14 protein-coding genes and 1 riboswitch are annotated in these 16574 nt (G+C 71.1%); of the genes, 6 read left to right on the top strand and 8 right to left on the bottom strand.

The genetic code is table 11. The features are described 5' to 3' along the window. Positions 1 to 269: 269 nt before the first annotated feature. Positions 270 to 1538, bottom strand: coding sequence for an MFS transporter (locus ACFXMF_RS40915; protein WP_360311959.1), 1269 nt, complete (start codon positions 1536 to 1538; stop codon positions 270 to 272). 371 nt (positions 1539 to 1909) lie between these two features. On the opposite strand from ACFXMF_RS40915, the gene ACFXMF_RS40910 reads away from it, so the two are divergent. From ACFXMF_RS40910 to ACFXMF_RS40895, 4 genes are all read left to right on the top strand, one after another. Next, positions 1910 to 2464 (top strand): MarR family transcriptional regulator, encoded by a 555-nt coding sequence (locus ACFXMF_RS40910; RefSeq protein WP_360311957.1) that lies wholly within the window; start codon positions 1910 to 1912, stop codon positions 2462 to 2464. Between the two features lie 73 nt (positions 2465 to 2537). Then, positions 2538 to 2807 (top strand): hypothetical protein, encoded by a 270-nt coding sequence (locus tag ACFXMF_RS40905; protein WP_360311955.1) that lies wholly within the window; start codon positions 2538 to 2540, stop codon positions 2805 to 2807. 233 nt (positions 2808 to 3040) lie between these two features. Continuing rightward, a complete protein-coding gene (locus tag ACFXMF_RS40900; protein WP_379990037.1) occupies positions 3041 to 3961 on the top strand; it encodes a DMT family transporter in 921 nt (306 codons plus the stop codon). A 119-nt stretch (positions 3962 to 4080) separates the two neighbouring features. Further along, positions 4081 to 4347 carry a hypothetical protein gene (locus ACFXMF_RS40895; RefSeq protein ID WP_360311951.1) on the top strand — a complete coding sequence of 89 codons (267 nt, stop codon included), beginning with the start codon at positions 4081 to 4083 and terminating at the stop codon, positions 4345 to 4347. Between the two features lie 403 nt (positions 4348 to 4750). On the opposite strand, the gene ACFXMF_RS40890 is transcribed toward ACFXMF_RS40895, so the two are convergent. The 6 genes from ACFXMF_RS40890 to ACFXMF_RS40865 form a co-directional block, all read right to left on the bottom strand. Then, positions 4751 to 5212 (bottom strand): hypothetical protein, encoded by a 462-nt coding sequence (locus tag ACFXMF_RS40890; RefSeq protein ID WP_360311949.1) that lies wholly within the window; start codon positions 5210 to 5212, stop codon positions 4751 to 4753. Beyond that, on the bottom strand, positions 5213 to 6556 hold the full coding sequence (locus ACFXMF_RS40885; RefSeq protein WP_379990038.1) for an ATP-binding protein: 1344 nt from the start codon (positions 6554 to 6556) through the stop codon (positions 5213 to 5215). 55 nt (positions 6557 to 6611) lie between these two features. Next, positions 6612 to 8123 (bottom strand): SCO6880 family protein, encoded by a 1512-nt coding sequence (locus ACFXMF_RS40880; RefSeq protein WP_360311945.1) that lies wholly within the window; start codon positions 8121 to 8123, stop codon positions 6612 to 6614. Next, a complete protein-coding gene (locus ACFXMF_RS40875) occupies positions 8123 to 9442 on the bottom strand; it encodes a hypothetical protein (RefSeq protein ID WP_360311943.1) in 1320 nt (439 codons plus the stop codon). Before ACFXMF_RS40875 ends, ACFXMF_RS40880 begins: the two co-directional genes overlap by 1 nt. Beyond that, positions 9432 to 10241, bottom strand: coding sequence for a hypothetical protein (locus ACFXMF_RS40870; protein WP_379990036.1), 810 nt, complete (start codon positions 10239 to 10241; stop codon positions 9432 to 9434). Before ACFXMF_RS40870 ends, ACFXMF_RS40875 begins: the two co-directional genes overlap by 11 nt. 316 nt (positions 10242 to 10557) lie before the next feature. Further along, complete coding sequence (locus tag ACFXMF_RS40865) at positions 10558 to 10884, bottom strand: hypothetical protein (protein ID WP_360311939.1); 327 nt, start codon at positions 10882 to 10884, stop codon at positions 10558 to 10560. A gap of 225 nt (positions 10885 to 11109) precedes the next feature. Here ACFXMF_RS40865 and ACFXMF_RS40860 point away from each other — a divergent pair, with 225 nt between their 5' ends. Continuing rightward, entirely contained in the window at positions 11110 to 12267 is a 1158-nt protein-coding gene (locus tag ACFXMF_RS40860) for a bifunctional lytic transglycosylase/C40 family peptidase (protein ID WP_360311937.1), read from the top strand. A gap of 145 nt (positions 12268 to 12412) precedes the next feature. Beyond that, positions 12413 to 14446: a PIG-L family deacetylase gene (locus ACFXMF_RS40855; protein WP_379990035.1), complete on the top strand. Its 2034-nt coding sequence runs from the start codon at positions 12413 to 12415 to the stop codon at positions 14444 to 14446. A 112-nt stretch (positions 14447 to 14558) separates the two neighbouring features. Here the strand turns inward: ACFXMF_RS40855 and ACFXMF_RS40850 are convergent, their stop codons facing one another. After that, on the bottom strand, positions 14559 to 15887 hold the full coding sequence (locus ACFXMF_RS40850; RefSeq protein WP_360311933.1) for a transglycosylase family protein: 1329 nt from the start codon (positions 15885 to 15887) through the stop codon (positions 14559 to 14561). Positions 15888 to 15891: 4 nt separating this feature from the next. Then, a riboswitch (cyclic di-AMP (ydaO/yuaA leader) is annotated at positions 15892 to 16113 on the bottom strand. Between the last annotated feature and the right edge of the window lie 461 nt (positions 16114 to 16574).

Raw genomic sequence — 16574 nt, 5'->3', positions numbered from 1 at the left:
GGGCTTTTTGTCCTCTAGCGCCGGGGTGTATGAGTGGCCTCTTTCGCCGGCCGGGCTGGTTCGCCTCAAACGCCGGCGGGGCTGGGTGGCCTCAAGCGCCGGCCGGGCTGATTCGCCTCAAACGCCGGCCGGGCTGTTTCGCCTCAAGCGCCGGCGGGGCTGAGTGGCCTCAAACGCCGGCCGGGCTGAGGGGGATCAGGTGCCGGCCGGGCTGAGGGGCCCGAGTGCCCGGCCGGGCTGAGGGGGGTGCCGGCCGGGCCGGGTTGGGTTTATGCGCCGGCTGGGGTGAGGGGCTTGGGGATGGGGTGGGGGGTGGATTCGGCTATGAGGAGGCCGTTTTGGGTGGGGTTGAGGGTGTGGCGCATGCGTAGGGCCAGGAGGGTGATCAGGAGGGAGCAGGCCATCAGGGCGGCCAGGTAGGGGCCGTAGAGGCCGGCGCCGACCATGACGCCGGCGAAGGCCGGGCCCGCGGCCATGGCGAGTTGCTTCACCAGGGACTGGGCCGCGTTGTACTGGCCGAGCAGGTGTGCGGGGGCCAGGTCCGCGACCATCGGGCCCAGGGTCGGTGCGAGCAACGACTCGCCCACGCCGAGGAGCGCGAACGTGGCGATGATGGTGACCGCCGCCGCGACCTTGTCGTCGTGTACCAGGCCGGAGATCGCCGTCACGATCCAGGCGAGCAGCCAGACCAGGCCGGTCGCCGCGATCACCGTGCTGCGCCGGCGGCGCTGGGTGATCCGCAGGACGGTGAGCTGACCCAGCACGATCACCGCGGTGTTGGCCGCGAGGGCGACACCCAGCATGCTCGGCGAGATCCGGCTGACCTCGGTCGCGAACGCGGCCAGGCCCGACTCGAACTGGCCGTAGCAGGTGAAGAAAATGACCGCGCTGACCACACACAGCCGGACCATCGCACGGTTCTTCAGCAGATGCCGAAAGCCCATGCCGCGCACCGTCCCGGCCGGCGCGGCCGGCAGCGCAGGCAGTCGGACCGTGCCGCACACCGCGCCGAGCACCAGGAACATCACGGTCTCGACGGCGAACAGCAGGGTGAAGCTGGCCGGCCGCGACGGGTCGACGATCATGCCGCCGATCAACCCGCCGATGCCCAGGCCCAGGTTGTTGAAGGTGAACTGGAGCGCGAACGCGCGAGCGCGGGTGAGCGACGTCGTACACCGCACGATCATCGTCGCCAGCGCGGGCTGGATCGCGGCCACACCGGCGCCGAGCAGCGCCGCGCCCAGCATGACCAGCGCCTCGCCGCGGGCCAAGCCCAGGGTCAGCGCGCCGAGTGCGGCCACCACCGAACCGATCGCGACCACCGGGCGAGGGCCGCGCCGGTCGATCGCCGGACCGATCATCGGGAGGGCACACAGCGCGGCGATCGCGAGCACGCTGAACATCAGGCCGGCCTGACCGGCCGACAGGTGTCGCACCCGCGTCACGTACACGAACAGGAAGGGCACCGTGAATCCGCTGCCGAACGCACTGAGCGCGTTCCCGAGTTGGATCCGACGCAGAGCGCCTTGGGTCGCCATCACACACCTCCCGACTACCGGTCGCGCGGGCCGGCTGCTCCGGCTCGCGGGGGATCGGTCGACAGGCCCGGCTCGGGCATCCGAGGGCGCGCGAAAGCGGCCGCCCCGCCCCGGGGCGGCCTCGGGGCATGCCCGAGTCCGGCGAGGGGGTCGCCTGTATCCGCGTCGAGGCGGGCGGGCCGGGGGCGGCCGGGCGCATGCCCGGGCCCACGCCGGCGTCGCTGCCGTGCCTGATCCGATGAGTCCGAGTCCTCAAGCCTGAAGACTTCAGAGCTAAACTATACGGATCTATAGCGTTGCCGTCCAATGCTTATCCGGCGTCGGCGCGCAAGGCGACGATCGAGCGGGTCGGAGATGGGATACTGCCCGGCATGACAGAGGGGGCCGAGCCGCCAACGGCGGACGAAGGCGACATCGAGGAATACCTCGCCGTCTTCCAGCGCGAATTCCCCGAGGTGGATCCGCAGGTCGAGACGATCGTCGCGGCGCTGTCCAAACTCAACCGCCGGATGAGCGTCGCGTACAGCCGCCAACTCACCGCTCTGGGCATCACCAACGCCGAGTGGGAGGTGCTCAAGGCCCTGGTGCTGGTCGGGCGCCCCTACCGGCTCAGCCCCGGTGACCTGGCCCGCCGACTGGGCCTGACGCCCGCCGCGATGACGCACCGGCTGGACCGCATGGTCGCCGAGGACCTGGTCACCCGGACCCGGGACGAGCAGAACCGGGTGCGGGTGATCGTCGAGTTGACCGGCACCGGTCGCGATGTCTGGCTGCGGGTGGTCCGCGAGGCCGCGGTCTTCGAGGCCGCCCTGCTCCAGGACCTGGGTCCGGCCGAGCGGCACGCGCTCGCGGCCGGTCTGCGCGGCATGCTGGCACGGGTCGAGGAATCCCAGCCGGACGCGGGCGGGCGCCTGGACACGGAGTGATCCGGCGGGCCCGAGCGCTGCCACGTTCGGGTGCACGCCACGGCGGGACACCTGAAGAAAAGAGACCGGATACATGCGACTGCGCATTCCGAGGCAACGGACCGACATCGAGCGGCTGGACCGCCCGCTGCCCGCGGGCCTGTCCAGGCCGGCTCCGCGCGTCCTGCGCGCGCCGCGACCGAGGTCCCCGCGCCCGGCCGAGGATCCGCTGCTCGAGTACCGCATGGTGGTCACCCGCACGCTGATCCGTCACCGACCGGTCGCCTCCGGCGGGTGCGACTGCGGCGTGCCCGCACCGTGCCCCGTGCGGGCACACGCGGCCCGCCTGCTGGAATGGGTCTGACCGCTCCGGCCGGGCCCGGGACGTGTCCTCGATCCCCCGCCGGGATCGAAGACACGCCCTAGGGTGTAGCCCATGCACCACGCCTGGTCCATCTGCCCGCCGCCCCGCCACTGAGCGGGGCGTCCCCGGGTCCGATCCGGTAGTCCCGGGTCGCGGCCCCTGCTCGGCCTGGCCCGAACCGGTGCCGCCCCGCTCCGACGTTGCCCTGTAGGCGTCGAAGTCGGAGCATTCCCATGTCTGTTCGTACCTTCCTGCACGCTGCCCGGAATACCCGATCCGGGCTCGATCTGTTCGTCCTCGCCGGAGTCCTGTGGGGGACCGGCGGCATCGCCGGTTCGTTGTTGGCCACCCGAGCCGGGCTGCATCCGGTGGCCGTCGCGGCCTATCGGCTGCTTCTCGGCGGTGTGTTCATCACCGCCTACGCACTCGCCTCGGGGCGGCTTCGGGTACGTCGCCCGAGCCGGGCCGAACTCGGCCGGATCGCGGGCCTCGGCGCGCTGTTCACGGTGTTCCAGGCCGCCTACTTCGCGGCCGTGTTCGCCACGTCGGTGAGCCTGGCCACGCTCACCACCATGGTCGCGGTGCACATCATGGTCACCATCGGCTCCGCCGTGCTGGAGCGCCGCCGACCCGGACGGATCGCGATCGCGAGCCTGACCGCGGCCGCCCTGGGCCTGGCCCTGCTGCTCGGCTCACCCGTCGGCGGCGACCGCGGCGCACTCGTCGGCATCGGATTCGCGCTGGTGGCCGCCGGCGGGTTCGCGGTGTTGACGCTGGACACCCGGCCGGACCTGCCCGGGCTCGACCGGGTCACCGCCACCGGGCTCGGATTCCTGTTCGGCGGCGGCCTGTTGCTGCCGGCGGGGCTGGTGGTCGGGATGGCCGTGCCGATGCGCGCCGACACCCTGGGCGCGGTGCTCTTCCTCGGCGTGGTGCCCACCGCGGGGGCGTACGTCGCCTACTTCACCGCGCTCGGCCGGACGCACGTGGGCGGCGGCATCGTCGCGGTGCTGCTCGAACCGCTGACCGCGACCGTGCTCGCCGCCTTCCTCCAGGGCGAACGAATGGGCCCGGAGCGGCTGTTCGGCGGCGCCCTGGTGCTCGCCGCGATCGCCGTGCAACACCGCGCGGTCGGCCCGACCACGCGCGGCTGAATCCTGCGGCCCCGTCGACCCTTCGGGCGGAAACCGTCCCGAATCACCCGTCCCGTCCCCGATTCTCGGCTAACGTGCGGCGACATGCGGCACACGGCCGGGAGACGAAGGAGTTGCGCATGAGCGTGTCCGAGGGGATCTCCGACGGGGCCGCGTACGCGCCGTTCGACCCGACCGCGTTGCCCGCCACCGGGGGTTACTACAAGAAGCTCCCACCCACGCCGTGCACCTACGACACGGTCCCCTTACCGACCGAGGCGGTCGACGGCCACCCGATCGTCTGCAAGAACCGTGCCTGCAAGTACTACCGCAAATCCGACAAGGTCGAATACAAGTCCGGCCCCCGCGCCTACCGCTGCGAAGAATGCATGACCTGGACGGACTGACCCCACCCGGCCCACCCCCAAGCAACCCGACGCCGCCCCGCCTCGACCCCACCCGGCACCCGAGGCCACCGACGAACGCAGCCCCGCCTTCGGCCCGTCCGGCACCCGAGGCCACCTCACGCCACCAAACGCCGGCCCGTCCGGCACCCGAGGCCACCGTAAGCAACCGAACGCCTACCCGCCTTCGGTCCGCCCGGCATCCGAGACCTCCGCAAGCACCTTCAGCCCGGCCGGCGTTCGAGGCCACCCCACGGAACCGAACGCCCCCGCAAGCCAAACCCCCACAGGGCCATGCGGCCACGAACATGGTGGGTCGGGCCGATCGCCGGGTCACCGTACGGCCACGCGGCGACCAGGCCCGGCCACGATCAAGGGGCGCCCTCGGCAGAGACACGCATGCGCATCATTCCCCGTCCGGGAGCCGCTGATTCCGTTTCGGGGCAACTGAATTCGCCGATTCCGCGCCGGCCGCCCGCGCCGCGGCCTTCGCGCTCGCCCGGCGCAACCACCACCAGAACACCCAACCCACCGCGACCAGCACGAGCAGCACCACGACGCCGAACGACCACCAGAACGCGGTGGGGGAGGGCAACTGCCCCGGCGGGGTGTCCGGCCACGCGTGCGGCAGATCGTCGGGATCGCCCAGCAGCGAGCGCATCGCCAGCGCCGAGTTCTTGTAACCGACCTCGTCCGGCCAGTCCTTGCCGCTCGCCAGCGCGGCCAGCCCCGTGGACAGCCAGATCACCGCGGTGCCGGCGACCAACAGCAGCAGGCCCGCGATCAGCAGGCCGTCCGGGACGCCCTGCGCGGGCGCCCGACCCGGCGTCGGCTCACGCGGGTGCGGCGGGTGTCCGTAGGACCCCATCTAGGCCGCCGGATCGTCGGCCAACGCCGCCTCGGCACGCACTCGTTCCTCCACCGCGTCCTCGGTCATCGCGCGGTCGGTGTAGACCATCGGCCGTTCGGTGTCGGTGATCAGATGCTTGACCACCTGCACGTTGCCGTTGACGTCCCAGACCGCGATGCCCGGGGTCAGGGTCGGGATGATCTCCACCGCCCACCTGGGCAGACCGAGCACCTTCCCGGTCGCGCGCGCCTCGTCCGCCTTCTGCATGTACACGGTTCTGGTCGAGGCCATCTTCAGGATCGCGGACGCCTCCTTGGCCGCCGCACCGTCCACCACGTCGGAGAGGTGGTGCACCACCGCGACGAAGGACAGACCCAGTCGCCGGCCGAACTTGAGCAGGCGCTGGAACAACTGGGCCACGAACGGGCTGTTGATGATGTGCCACGCCTCTTCGACCAGGAAGATGCGCTTGACCCGGTCCGGCCGGATCCAGGTGTGCTCCAGCCACACGCCGACGATCGCCATCAGGATCGGCATCGCGATCGAGTTCCGGTCGATGTGCGACAGGTCGAAGATGATCAGCGGCGAGTCCAGGTCGATGCCGTCCGTGGTCGGCCCCTCGAACATGCCCTTGAGGTCGCCGTCGGTGAGGCGGTCCAGGACCAGCGCGACGTCCAGGCCCCAGACCCGCACGTCCTTGACGTCCAGGCTGAGCAGTTCGCACGACTCCGGGGTCGGATTGCGCAGTGCCTCGACGATGTCCGGAAGGATCGGCTGCCGCCCGTGCACGGTGCGCATCACGTGCGTGTGCGCGGCCTTGAGCGCGTATCCGGCCCGCTCCTGCAACGTGTGGCCCATCGCCACCTCGATGATGGTGCGCAGCAGCGCCAGTTGCCCGGTGACCGCGATCGCCGGGTCGAGCGGGTTGAGCCGCACCGCCTCCCCGGAGAAGTCGTTGGGGTCCAGCCGGACCGGCTTGACCCCCAGCGCCTCGGCGATCAGGTTCCACTCGCCGACGCCGTCCTCGCCCTGTGCGTCCAGGACCACCACCTGGCGGTCGCGAAAGCGCAATTGGCGCAGTACGTACGTCTTCTCCAGCGCCGACTTGCCGTTCCCGGACTCGCCCAGGACCAGCCAGTGCGGCGCGGGCAGTTGCTGACCGTAGAGTTGGAACGGGTCGTAGATGTAGCCCTTGCCGGAGTAGACCTCGCGGCCGATGATCACGCCCGAGTCGCCCAGCCCGGGTGCGGCCGTGGGCAGGTAGACCGCCTGGGCCTGGCCGGTGGACGTGCGCACCGGCAACCGCTGGGTCTCGCCCCGGCCGAAGATGATGCCGGAGAATCCTTGGGTCAACGCGGACATCACACCCGACACGTGATCACCCCATCAGTCCCGTCCGCGGCGACACCGCCGACGCTCACTTTCGAATCCCCGTCGCGAACGGCAGCGTGTTGACGAACGCGCGGTGCTGCTCGCGGTCGCACCACTCCAGTTTGAGGAAACACTTGCCCGCCGACGCGCGGATGGTGCGCTTGTCCCGGGAGAGTTGGTCGGGATTGCGCGAGGACACCGTGATGTAGCCGACGATGTTCACCCCGGCCGCGCCGCCCGCCAAGTCCTCGCCGCGCTGGTCGACCCGGCCGGTGTGGGCCATGTCGCGCGGGTCGACCACCCGGTTCATCTTGGCCGCGCGGGCCGCGTCCGCGTCGTCGTTGGTCTTCTCGGTGAGCATGCGCTCGATCGCGATATCGGTGGGCTCCAGGTCCATGGTGACCGCGACGGTGCGGATCACGTCCGGGGTGTGCACCAGGAGCGGGGCCAGGAAGTTGACGCCGACCGGGGTCAGCGGCCACTCCTTGATCCACGCGGTGGCGTGGCACCACGGTTCGGCCGAGTCCGACTCGCGGGTCTTGGCCTCCAGGTAGTTCGGGTGCGTCGCGTCCAACTCGGCGGGCCACGCGTAACGCGCCTGCATGCCCTCGAACGCGTCGATCTGGTGCTCGGGGTCGTACATCGAGTGGATCAGCGAGGCCAGCCGCGCCTCGTTCAGCGGCTGCCGGACCCGGATGTCCGCCTCGGTCAACCGGGCACACACATCGGTGAGTTCACGCGCCATCACCACGCCGATGCCCTTGTCGCCCTTGCCCATCACATTGGCCTCGGCGGCCAGTTCGCGGGTGTAGTGCATGCACGCGATCAGGTAGGCGCGGTGCTGCTCGGACGACGTGGACACCATCGACTGGAGCTGCTCGTACGAGTCCTGCACCCACATCGGCGCCTGGTGGTCGCCGCGTCGGGCCACGTCCTTGGCGTGCGCGTCCGGGTCGGCCGGCAGCGTGCGGGCCAGCACCTGGAGCCGGGTGACGAAGCCGTCGCCGTTGGCCACGTGCTTGAGCAGCGTGCCGAACCGCTCGACCAGCGCCTCCTGGTCCTCCGAGTCGCGCAGCCCCACGCCGGGGCCCTCGATCTCGATCGCGGCGGTGACCGTACGCCGTTCCAGGTGCATCAGCACGGTCAGATCGTCCGGACCGAACGGCACGCTCGCCCAGGCCACCCGACCGACCCCGGGCGGTGCGCCGACCGCGACGCCCTGCCCGGTCAGCTTGGTGCCCGCCTCGGTGACGGCCGACCGATACGTGGCGCCGCGCTTGAGGGTGCGCTTGTAGGTGCGGTTGATCTCCCACCAGCGGTAGAACGTGCGCTTCTTGTACGGCATGTACACGGCGGCGAACGCGAGCACCGGGAAGCCGACCAGACCGGCGATGCGCAGTGGCAGGATCGGTACCAACAGGCCCCAGAGCAGCGCGAGTCCACCGGCGGCGATGATCAGGAAGATCTCGCCGGGCTCGCGGTTCTTGCCGATCACCGCCGAGGGTTTGGCCTTGCCGATCAAGAAGGTGCGGCGTCGGGCGACCGGTTGCGTAGTCATTACTCTTTACCGTTCCTCGCGTGAGGCGTTGCCGCGGGATTGGCCGGAGGCGGTGGTGCCGGTGTCGGGGCGCCGCCCGATCCTCCGCCCCTGGTGCCATGGGCCGCAATGCCCGACGATACGGCGTTCGCGGTCACCGGGGCAGATCCGGAACCGGTCGATCCCCGTGAGGCGTGTGCCTGGATGCCCTGCTTCATGTACGTGGCCGGACCGTTGACCATCGAGGCGGGACCGGCCGACTGCATCGCCTTGCGACTGCTGTGCAGCGCGGCCATGTCGTCGCCGATGCTGGGCACGAATCGGTAGATGAGCACGCTGGCGAAGATGGACAGGAACAGGATCGCCAGGCCGGAGAGCACCGAGGAGAACGCGTCGTCCTTGCCGCCGGAGGTGACCGCCGTGGCCAGCCCGAGCACGATCACGACCACGGGCTTGGCGAGCAGCACCGCGATCATGATCCCGGCCCAGCGGCGCACGTGGTGCCACATCGCCTTGTCCACCAGCCCCGAGTACACCGCGGTGCCCAGGATCGCGCCGACGTACAACATCGCCGCGCGGACCAGGAGTTCGACCCACAGGACGGCCGCGGCGGCCATCGAGAGCAGCGACACGAAGATCAGCATCACCGGCCCGCCGCCGAGATCGCTCGCGGGATCGAGCGCCTTGGAGAAGCCGCCGAGGAACTTGTTGGTGTCCTGTTGGGTGCCGGTCGCGATGGCCGCGGTGATCGCGTCGGTCATCGAGACTGCCAAGTAGAGGATCAACGGGGTGAACGCGGACGCGATCACCGCGAGCCACAGATAGCCGATCGCCTCGCTGATCGCGGTGCCGATCGGGACCCCGCGCACGGCGCGCTTGGCGACGGCCAGGATCCACAGGATCAGGGTCAGGAAGGTGGACGCGGCGAACACCACGGCGTACTGGCGCAGGAATCCGGGGTTGGTGAAGTCCACCTGGGTGGTGTCGTTGACCGCGCCGGCCAGCTTGTCGATGATCCAGGTCGCGGCGTCGGCGCAGCCCTTGGCGATCGAACCGAGCGGGTCGGTGACCGTGCCCAGCGTGCCGCCGCCCGGGGCGCCGGGACCGCCGTTGTTGCAGATGTCCTTGGCCGGGCCGGTGAGCAGTTCGCACTCCGGCTTGTTGGCGGGTGCGGTCGCGCCGGGCGTCGCCCCGGGTGTGGCGCCCGGTGTGGCGCCGGGTGTGGGCTCGGCCCAGGCGCGCGTGGCGCCGAGCACGACGACGGCCGCGGTTGCGGTCAGCGTCCCGCCCAGGGTCGGGAATCGGTTGCGAAGGCTGCGGCGTCCCCGGTCAGCGTGCATGGCGCAATTCCCCGAACTCCCCGTCGGCCTTGGCGATGTCGTTGGCGCTGGACGGATCCTGCAATCCGGAGACCGGAGTCGGGCCCTCCTTCTGGCTGAACTCGACCAGCTTCCAGTCGCCGGACACCCACGACATCTTCATCGTGGTGGTGTTCCACGCCTCGGCCACCGGCTTGGTGGAGTCGGGCCCGGCGAGGCCCACCACGCCCACGCTCCAGACCTCCACCGTCGCCGAAGCAGGGGTGAAGACAACGGACTTGGTGCCCATCGGCACGGCCCGACAAACGAAGGTCAGGCCCTTGGGCGGGTTTCCGTCGGGCTGAAGGCCGAATGTCGCGGTCTGCGCGCGGAACACCTGGTCGACGCGCGCGAGCAGACCGTCGCGGATCGCCGGGTCGGTGATCGCGGCGATGATCGCGGCCCGGGGCTGGGCCCGGAACATCCGGTCCGAGCCGTACGCGACGACGAAGTTGGCCGCCGCCGACTGGGCGCCCTCCGGGGTCTGCGGGTAACCGACCGGCACGCCGGACTCGGTGCGGTCGGGCAACTGCGCGGCGGACAGCGGCGGTCCGCCGGGGTTCGACGAGTCGGCCGGGGAGGTCTGCCCGGTGTCCTTGGCGGTCGAGCCGCCGTCCTGGTCGGAGCGGTTCGCGGCGAACAGCAGGGACACGATGACCACGGCGATCACCACGACGACGCCGATCCCGGACAGTATGGGGTTGCGCCTGGGCTGCGGACTCTCCGGTGAGGAGGTGGGTCTGGGCAGCCGGGTACGCGTGGCGGGTTCCTCGTCGTTCATGGCCTGTCCCCCCTCACCGCGGCAGGCCGGAAGATACGGACGACCTGCGCGCACAACACAGTCCCCGGGGGCGGAGTACCGCCGGGTTCGGTTGCAGCCGGAACGATCTTCCCAGACGGGAACTCATTCCGGTGGCGCCGTACCGATGTGTGAACACAGGCTCGATTGTCCGGTAAAGGGACCCGAATTGCTGCTTTGCCTCGAATGCGGAATGGGGCATTCCGTTTTCGGGGCGCACGGCGCACCGAAGTGCGCCGCGCCCGGGACAAAACACCACGGGATTCGCCACCTTGAGGACGGCAGGGTGCGAATCGGTCTAGATCGCCATTCCGTACACAATCGTGAACAGCGTCCCGAGCGATCCGATGATGAAGACGCCGGTCAGACCGGCGATGATGAGGCCCTTGCCCTGCTCCGCGCTGAACGTGTCGCGCATCGCGGTGGCTCCTATGCGTTGCTTCGCAGCGCCCCAGATCGCAATGGCCAGGCATAGCAGCAGGGCCACGGCCATGATCACCTCGACCATGATCCGGGCTTCGCCGCCCAGCCTTGCGAACGGGCCCCAGTTCGGAGCTATGCCGCCGATGATCGTATTGATGTCGCCGTTGCCGCCGTTGCCTTCGCCAAGAAACACGTTGTTCACCGCCCCCGAGGTCGGGCTTTTGGTTGCCTCCGGTCGCATTCGACCGGAGGAGTGGGTCGTTCGTTTATTGTGCTGTGGGGAAGCCGATCGGGCTACCACCTCGGCAAGTGTGTCTGCTCACTGTGTGTATCACGGGTGATTGCGCTGAGCAATCTCGGCGCGCACAATGTGCTCGGAGTGTCCGTCGCGGCCCGTCCCGGCCGCGGAGAATCGGGGGTGCCTGCGATGCGCAAAGCCTGGGTGGCCGGTGGCATCGCATTCGCGGTCCCCTTCGGTCTCGTCGGTCTTCTCACTGTAGGCGTCGGTGCGATGCAATCCGCGTCCGGCAGCCAGACCGGGGCCGGCGGCTCGATGACGCTCGCGCCCGGCACGGTGCCCGCCGCGTACGCGGCGGCGATCGACAAGTGGGGCCGGCTGTGCCCGGAGATCTCGCCGCCGCTGCTGGCCGCGCAGCTCTACCAGGAGAGCGGCTTCGACCCGAACGCGGTGAGCAACGTGGGGGCCCAGGGCATCGCCCAGTTTATGCCCACCACGTGGCCGGAATGGGCTACCGACGGCAACGGGGACGGCAAGTCCAGTCCGTGGGATCCCGCCGACGCGATCCCGGCCGCCGCGCGCTACGACTGCTCGTTGGCCAAATATGTCGCCTCGGTGCCCGGGGACCGGACCAACAACATGCTCGCCGCGTACAACGCGGGGGCGTACCGGGTGATGCAGTACAAGGGCATCCCGCCGTACACCCAGACCCAGGACTACGTGAAGTCCATCCGCTCGCTGGAGCAGAGCTTCGGCGTGGTGCAGACCCCGCTGCAGCCGATGGCGCTCGCGGCCGGTGCGGTCAACTGGGCGCAGACCAAGCTCGGTACGCCCTACCTGTGGGGCGGCGAGGGCACCGCGGCCGACGGCGGCCGGTTCGACTGCTCGGGGCTGACCCAGGCCGCCTACGACACCGTGGGCATCAAGCTGCCCCGGGTGGCCAACGACCAGTGGAACGCCGGCCGGCATCCCTCCCGCGACCAACTGCTCCCGGGCGACCTGGTGTTCTTCGCCACCGACCTGGGCGACCCGCGCAGCATCCACCACGTCGGGATGTACGTCGGCAACGGCCAGATGATCCACGCGCCCTACACCGGCACGGTGATCAAGTTCGGCCCGATCGACAAGCCGGACTACATCGGCGCCACCCGGGTCACTCCCGAGGGCGCCAAGTCGCTGCCGGACCGCCGCCCCGGTTCGACGAACAACGACTCGGGCGCGGGCAGTCCGGCCGCCGACCCCGGTGGGTCCGGTGGGTCCGGGGCCGCAGGCGGGAAGGTGCCGGCCCGCCTGCCCGCCGCGGCCGAGCCGCGCACCGCGGGGTCGGGCGGCGCACGGGCGCGCTGAGCGCGGGGGCGATCCGGCGCACGGGTCGCGCGGCCACGCCGGCCGTGCGCGGTGCGTCGGATGTGCCGGGTGCGGGTCGCGGTCGCCGACCGGCGATGATGAGGCGGTCCGCCCGCGACGGCACAGCAGAAAGGCCCCGGCCGAGATGGCGATGATCCCCGGCACCGGCAGGTTCACCGCGGTGGTCGGCGTGCTGGCGCTCGGCTTCGCGCTCGCGGTGGTGAAGGTGACCGGGCCCTACGGGTCGCCCCCGTATCACGCGCCGACCTCGCCGATCGGGATCGAGACCCTGGCGCCGCGGTCCGGCCCGACCGGCGCGGTGATGCAGGTGGTCGCGCATCAGGACGACGACCTCTACTTCATGAACCCCGACGTCGATCGGGCGGTGCGCGCCGGCACGGACAGCGTGACGGTCTTTCTCACCGCCGGCGAGGCGGACGGACGCAATGGGCCGGGTGGACGCCCGGATCCGTCGGCGTACGCGGCCGCGCGCAACAACGGCTCGCGCGCCGCGTACGCGTTCATGGCGCTGGGGGATCGTGCGGCGCGCTGGGAGCGGCACAGCGTGCGGCTGCGCGACGGCGCGCACGCCGAACTCGACCACCTGGTGGACGCCCCGAACATCAAGCTGGTGTTCCTCAACACCCGCAAGGAGGAGGGCATCGGCGCGCACGGGCGGCTGCGCACGTTGTGGAACGGCACGGAACGCGAACTCGACACGCTGGCCGCCCGGGACGAACCGGCCGGCGGGCCGTACGCGTACACCCGGGACGGTCTGATCGACTCGCTCGCGGATCTGATGCGGGCCCAGACGCCGACCGTGGTGCGCACGCTCGACCCGGACCCCGATCGACAACGGCACGACCGGGCACACCCGGCGCACGCGGACAACGGCGGCGTCTCGGACCACCAGGACCACACCGCCGCCGCGCGGTTCACCTGGGAGGCGCTGCGCCGGTACAACGACACGCGGCCGGCCGCGAACGCGGCGGCGATCGCCTACCGGGGCTACTACAACGAGCGCTGGCCGCACAATCTCGCGCCCGAGGCCCGCGAGCGCAAGGACGGGATCACCCGGGTGTACGGCTGGACCGACCGGGTGCGGTACTGCCCGGGACGGGTGGACTGCGGCGATCTCAAGGTGCGCGACACCGCCGCGCGCAGCAACTGGCCGCAGAGCACCACGTATCGCTTCCCGGACGCCGGTCCCCGGCCGGTGCTCGGCGCGGACGGCCGGCTGACCGCGTGGGCGGTGCTCGGCGGCCGGGTCACCCGCTGGACCCAGGACGGCGTCGGCGCCGCGACCTGGTCCCCGGCGCGGTCGATGCCCGGTCCCGGCGACGGCGAACTCGCCCCGGGGCCGGCCGCGGTACGCACGGCGGACGGTCGGATCGCGGTGTTCGCGCTGCGGATCGGCGGCGCCCGGCGTGCCGATCGGGACCGGTTCGAGATCGTCACCGCGACCGAGGCGACGCCCGGCGGCACATTGGGCCCATGGCGGGCCCTGGGCAGCCCCGACGACGGCGAACGCGGCTCGGGCGCACCGGTGGTCCAGGCCGACGGCACGGGTGGGCTGCACGTGTTCGTGCGCAATCGGGACAAGGGGATCAGCACCCGTTTCCGGCCGGCCGGCAGCGAGGCGTGGTCCCCCTGGCGGGACCTGGGCGGCGGCGAGATCGTCGAGGGGTTGAGTGCGGTGACCCGCCCGGACGGTGGGGTGAGCGTCTTCGGCACGGCCCGCGAGGGCATCCGCCACTGGGACGTGATCGGCGACCGGTCGGGCCCGCCCGGCACGATCGCGGCCGAGCGGCCGGTGGGCCCGCCCGCGGCGTCGGTGGGCGCCGACGGTCGGATCGGCGTCGCCTACCGGCGGGCCGGCACCGCGGAGATCGCGAGTGTGCTCGAAGTCGGGCCCGGCACCTGGTCGCCGGGTGCCTCGCGCGGCGCGGGCGCGGGCTACGAGGCGCTGTACCCGCTGCCCCGGCCGGACGGCACCACGGACCTGGGCACCCGGGACGACCGCGGCCGCCCGGTCCTGGTCGGGCCGGCCGGCGCGGCGCTCGTGCTCGACGAGCCGGCGGTCGCGGTCGGTCCCACCCTCGCGTCGGACGGCGCCGGAGCGCCGGTCGCCCTGTGGCTCGGGCCGGACGGCACGTTGCGCACCGCCCGGCCGTCCTGACCGCGCCCCCCGGCACCCGGCCGGGCCGACCGGGACGCCGCCCGCCCCGACACGCGAACGGCGGGCGCTCCCCGAGGGGAACGCCCGCCGTTCGGCGCGGGAGAGCGGTGGATCAGACGTTGACGCCGTGGCTGCGAAGCCACGTCATCGGGTTGACCGCGGAGCCGTAGTTCGGCGTGGTGCGGACCTCGAAGTGCAGGTGCGGGCCGGTCACGTTGCCGGTCGCGCCGGAGAGCGCGATCTTCTGGCCGGTCTGCACCTTCATCCCGGCCTTGACCGAGATCGAGGAAAGGTGCGCGTACTGGGTGTACTTGCCGTCCGCGTGCCGGATGACGACCTCGTTGCCGTACGCGCCGCCCCAACCGGCCGACACGACGGTGCCCGAGGTGACCGCGCGCACCGTGGTGCCGGTCGAGACCGCGAAGTCCTGGCCGGTGTGGCTGCCGCTGGACCAACGCGAGCCACCGGTGCCGAAGCTCGCGGTGAGCGTGGCGCCGGAGACCGGGGAGACGTACGAGCCGGAAGCCTTCTCGGTGCTCGCCGAGGCGGGCTTGGAGTCGGTCTTGGCGGCCTCGGTCTTGACCGAGGTCTTCGGCGTGGCCGGCTTGGCGGTCTCCGTCTTCGGCGTCTCCGCCTTCGGGGCCTCGGTCTTCGGGGTCTCCGGCTTCTGCACCTCGATCTTCGGCGCGGCCTTGCCGTCGACCGCGAGCTTTTGGCCCGGGAAGATCAGGTCGGGGTTGTCGCCCACGACGCTCTTGTTGGCCTCGTACAACTTCGGCCAACCGCCGGGCACATGCGCGGCGCCGGCGATCTTGGAGAGCGTGTCGCCGGCGACCACGACGTAGGACGACGTGGCGGCGGAGTCCGCCTTGGCGACCGGTTCGGTCTTGGGCGTCTCGGTCTTCGGCGTCTCGGTCTTGGGCGCCTCGGTCTTGACCTCGATCTTGGGCGCGGCGACCGTCTTCTTCGGCGTCTCGGCCTTGGGAGTCTCGGTCTTGGGCGTCGACTTCGGCGCGGTCTTGCCGGCCGAGGAGCCGGTGTCCACGTCGGGGGTCGCGCCGCCTCGGGTCAGGCCCGCCTTGACCGAGCACACCGGCCAGGCACCGGGGCCCTGGCTCTTGAGCACCTTCTCGGCGATCGCGATCTGCTGGCCCTTGGTCGCCTGGTCGGCCCGCGCGGCGTACTGCGTGCCGCCGAACTCGTTCCAGGTGCTCTGGGTGAACTGCAGGCCGCCGTAGAAGCCGTTGCCGGTGTTGATCTGCCAGTTGCCCGTGCTCTCGCACTGGGCGACCTTGTCCCAGGTGCTCACGGAGGCGGCCTGGGCCGTGCCCGCGCCGATGATCGGCATGGCGACGCCGACTCCGGCGACACCCGCCGCGGCGATCAGACGCGTGGTCCTACTGGTGCTGCGACGGCGATGACGCCCGGTTCCGGACAGCATGGCTGGATCCTCTCCCACGCCTACGAGGTGAGCTGTCGGATTCGGGCCGGAGATCGATAGCCCGGCCACATCCCGAAGGACGTGGCTTCACCCCAAGCCGTTCGCGGCGTCCGATCGTTTCGATCGGGGCCGTTCGCGGCGGTTCACCTGTGGTTCCCCCGCTCCTGTCGTGTGGTGCTCGTCAGCCTCCCGAACGGCCGGCGACAGGATTCGGCGTACCGGCGATCGGGGTCCGTGTGGGATACGGACGGATCGAACGCTAAGCAGGCCCGGACGTAGATCACAAGTCCGTGTCGGATAGACGTCGAATATCCGATTTGCGGTTGAGCGCAATGTAGATGATCCCTTACGGAAAGGACCGTAGTTGGCGTTCCGTGCCGGATCCGATGGAAATGCGTGACAGTGGCCCCGGGTCGCCGTCCATACCGAACGCCCGGAATCGATCACCTACGCCCCGCTCGTCACATCGGCATCGCGGGTAGCGTCGCGCGAACGCGCCTTTGCCCACCGCTGCGAACGCCCGCACCCGCGGCGGGCGTGATTCGCCCCACAGGTCAAATGCCGCATATCCGATTCGTCCCGGGCCACTTCCCGCCCACCGCACGGTCCCGGGCGATCCTCACCGGCGACCGAGGTGCGTGGCGGCGGGGGGCGTCGGGCCCCCCCCCGCGCCCCCCCCCCCCGCGG

It is taken from the genome of Embleya sp. NPDC059213, assembly GCF_042754445.1.
GTDB lineage: Bacteria > Actinomycetota > Actinomycetes > Streptomycetales > Streptomycetaceae > Embleya.
This window is presented reverse-complemented; position numbering and strand designations above follow the sequence as displayed.

Bases quoted from the DNA above. Each gene is read 5' to 3' on its own strand.
- ACFXMF_RS40885 (WP_379990038.1), bottom strand. From the start codon at position 6,556: ATGTCCGCGTTGACCCAAGGATTCTCCGGCATCATCTTCGGCCGGGGC.
- ACFXMF_RS40895 (WP_360311951.1), top strand. From the start codon at position 4,081: ATGAGCGTGTCCGAGGGGATCTCCGACGGGGCCGCGTACGCGCCGTTC.
- ACFXMF_RS40860 (WP_360311937.1), top strand. From the start codon at position 11,110: ATGCGCAAAGCCTGGGTGGCCGGTGGCATCGCATTCGCGGTCCCCTTC.
- ACFXMF_RS40870 (WP_379990036.1), bottom strand. From the start codon at position 10,241: ATGAACGACGAGGAACCCGCCACGCGTACCCGGCTGCCCAGACCCACC.
- ACFXMF_RS40875 (WP_360311943.1), bottom strand. From the start codon at position 9,442: ATGCACGCTGACCGGGGACGCCGCAGCCTTCGCAACCGATTCCCGACC.
- ACFXMF_RS40880 (WP_360311945.1), bottom strand. From the start codon at position 8,123: ATGACTACGCAACCGGTCGCCCGACGCCGCACCTTCTTGATCGGCAAG.
- ACFXMF_RS40855 (WP_379990035.1), top strand. From the start codon at position 12,413: ATGGCGATGATCCCCGGCACCGGCAGGTTCACCGCGGTGGTCGGCGTG.
- ACFXMF_RS40905 (WP_360311955.1), top strand. From the start codon at position 2,538: ATGCGACTGCGCATTCCGAGGCAACGGACCGACATCGAGCGGCTGGAC.
- ACFXMF_RS40850 (WP_360311933.1), bottom strand. From the start codon at position 15,887: ATGCTGTCCGGAACCGGGCGTCATCGCCGTCGCAGCACCAGTAGGACC.
- ACFXMF_RS40910 (WP_360311957.1), top strand. From the start codon at position 1,910: ATGACAGAGGGGGCCGAGCCGCCAACGGCGGACGAAGGCGACATCGAG.
- ACFXMF_RS40890 (WP_360311949.1), bottom strand. From the start codon at position 5,212: ATGGGGTCCTACGGACACCCGCCGCACCCGCGTGAGCCGACGCCGGGT.
- ACFXMF_RS40915 (WP_360311959.1), bottom strand. From the start codon at position 1,538: ATGGCGACCCAAGGCGCTCTGCGTCGGATCCAACTCGGGAACGCGCTC.
- ACFXMF_RS40900 (WP_379990037.1), top strand. From the start codon at position 3,041: ATGTCTGTTCGTACCTTCCTGCACGCTGCCCGGAATACCCGATCCGGG.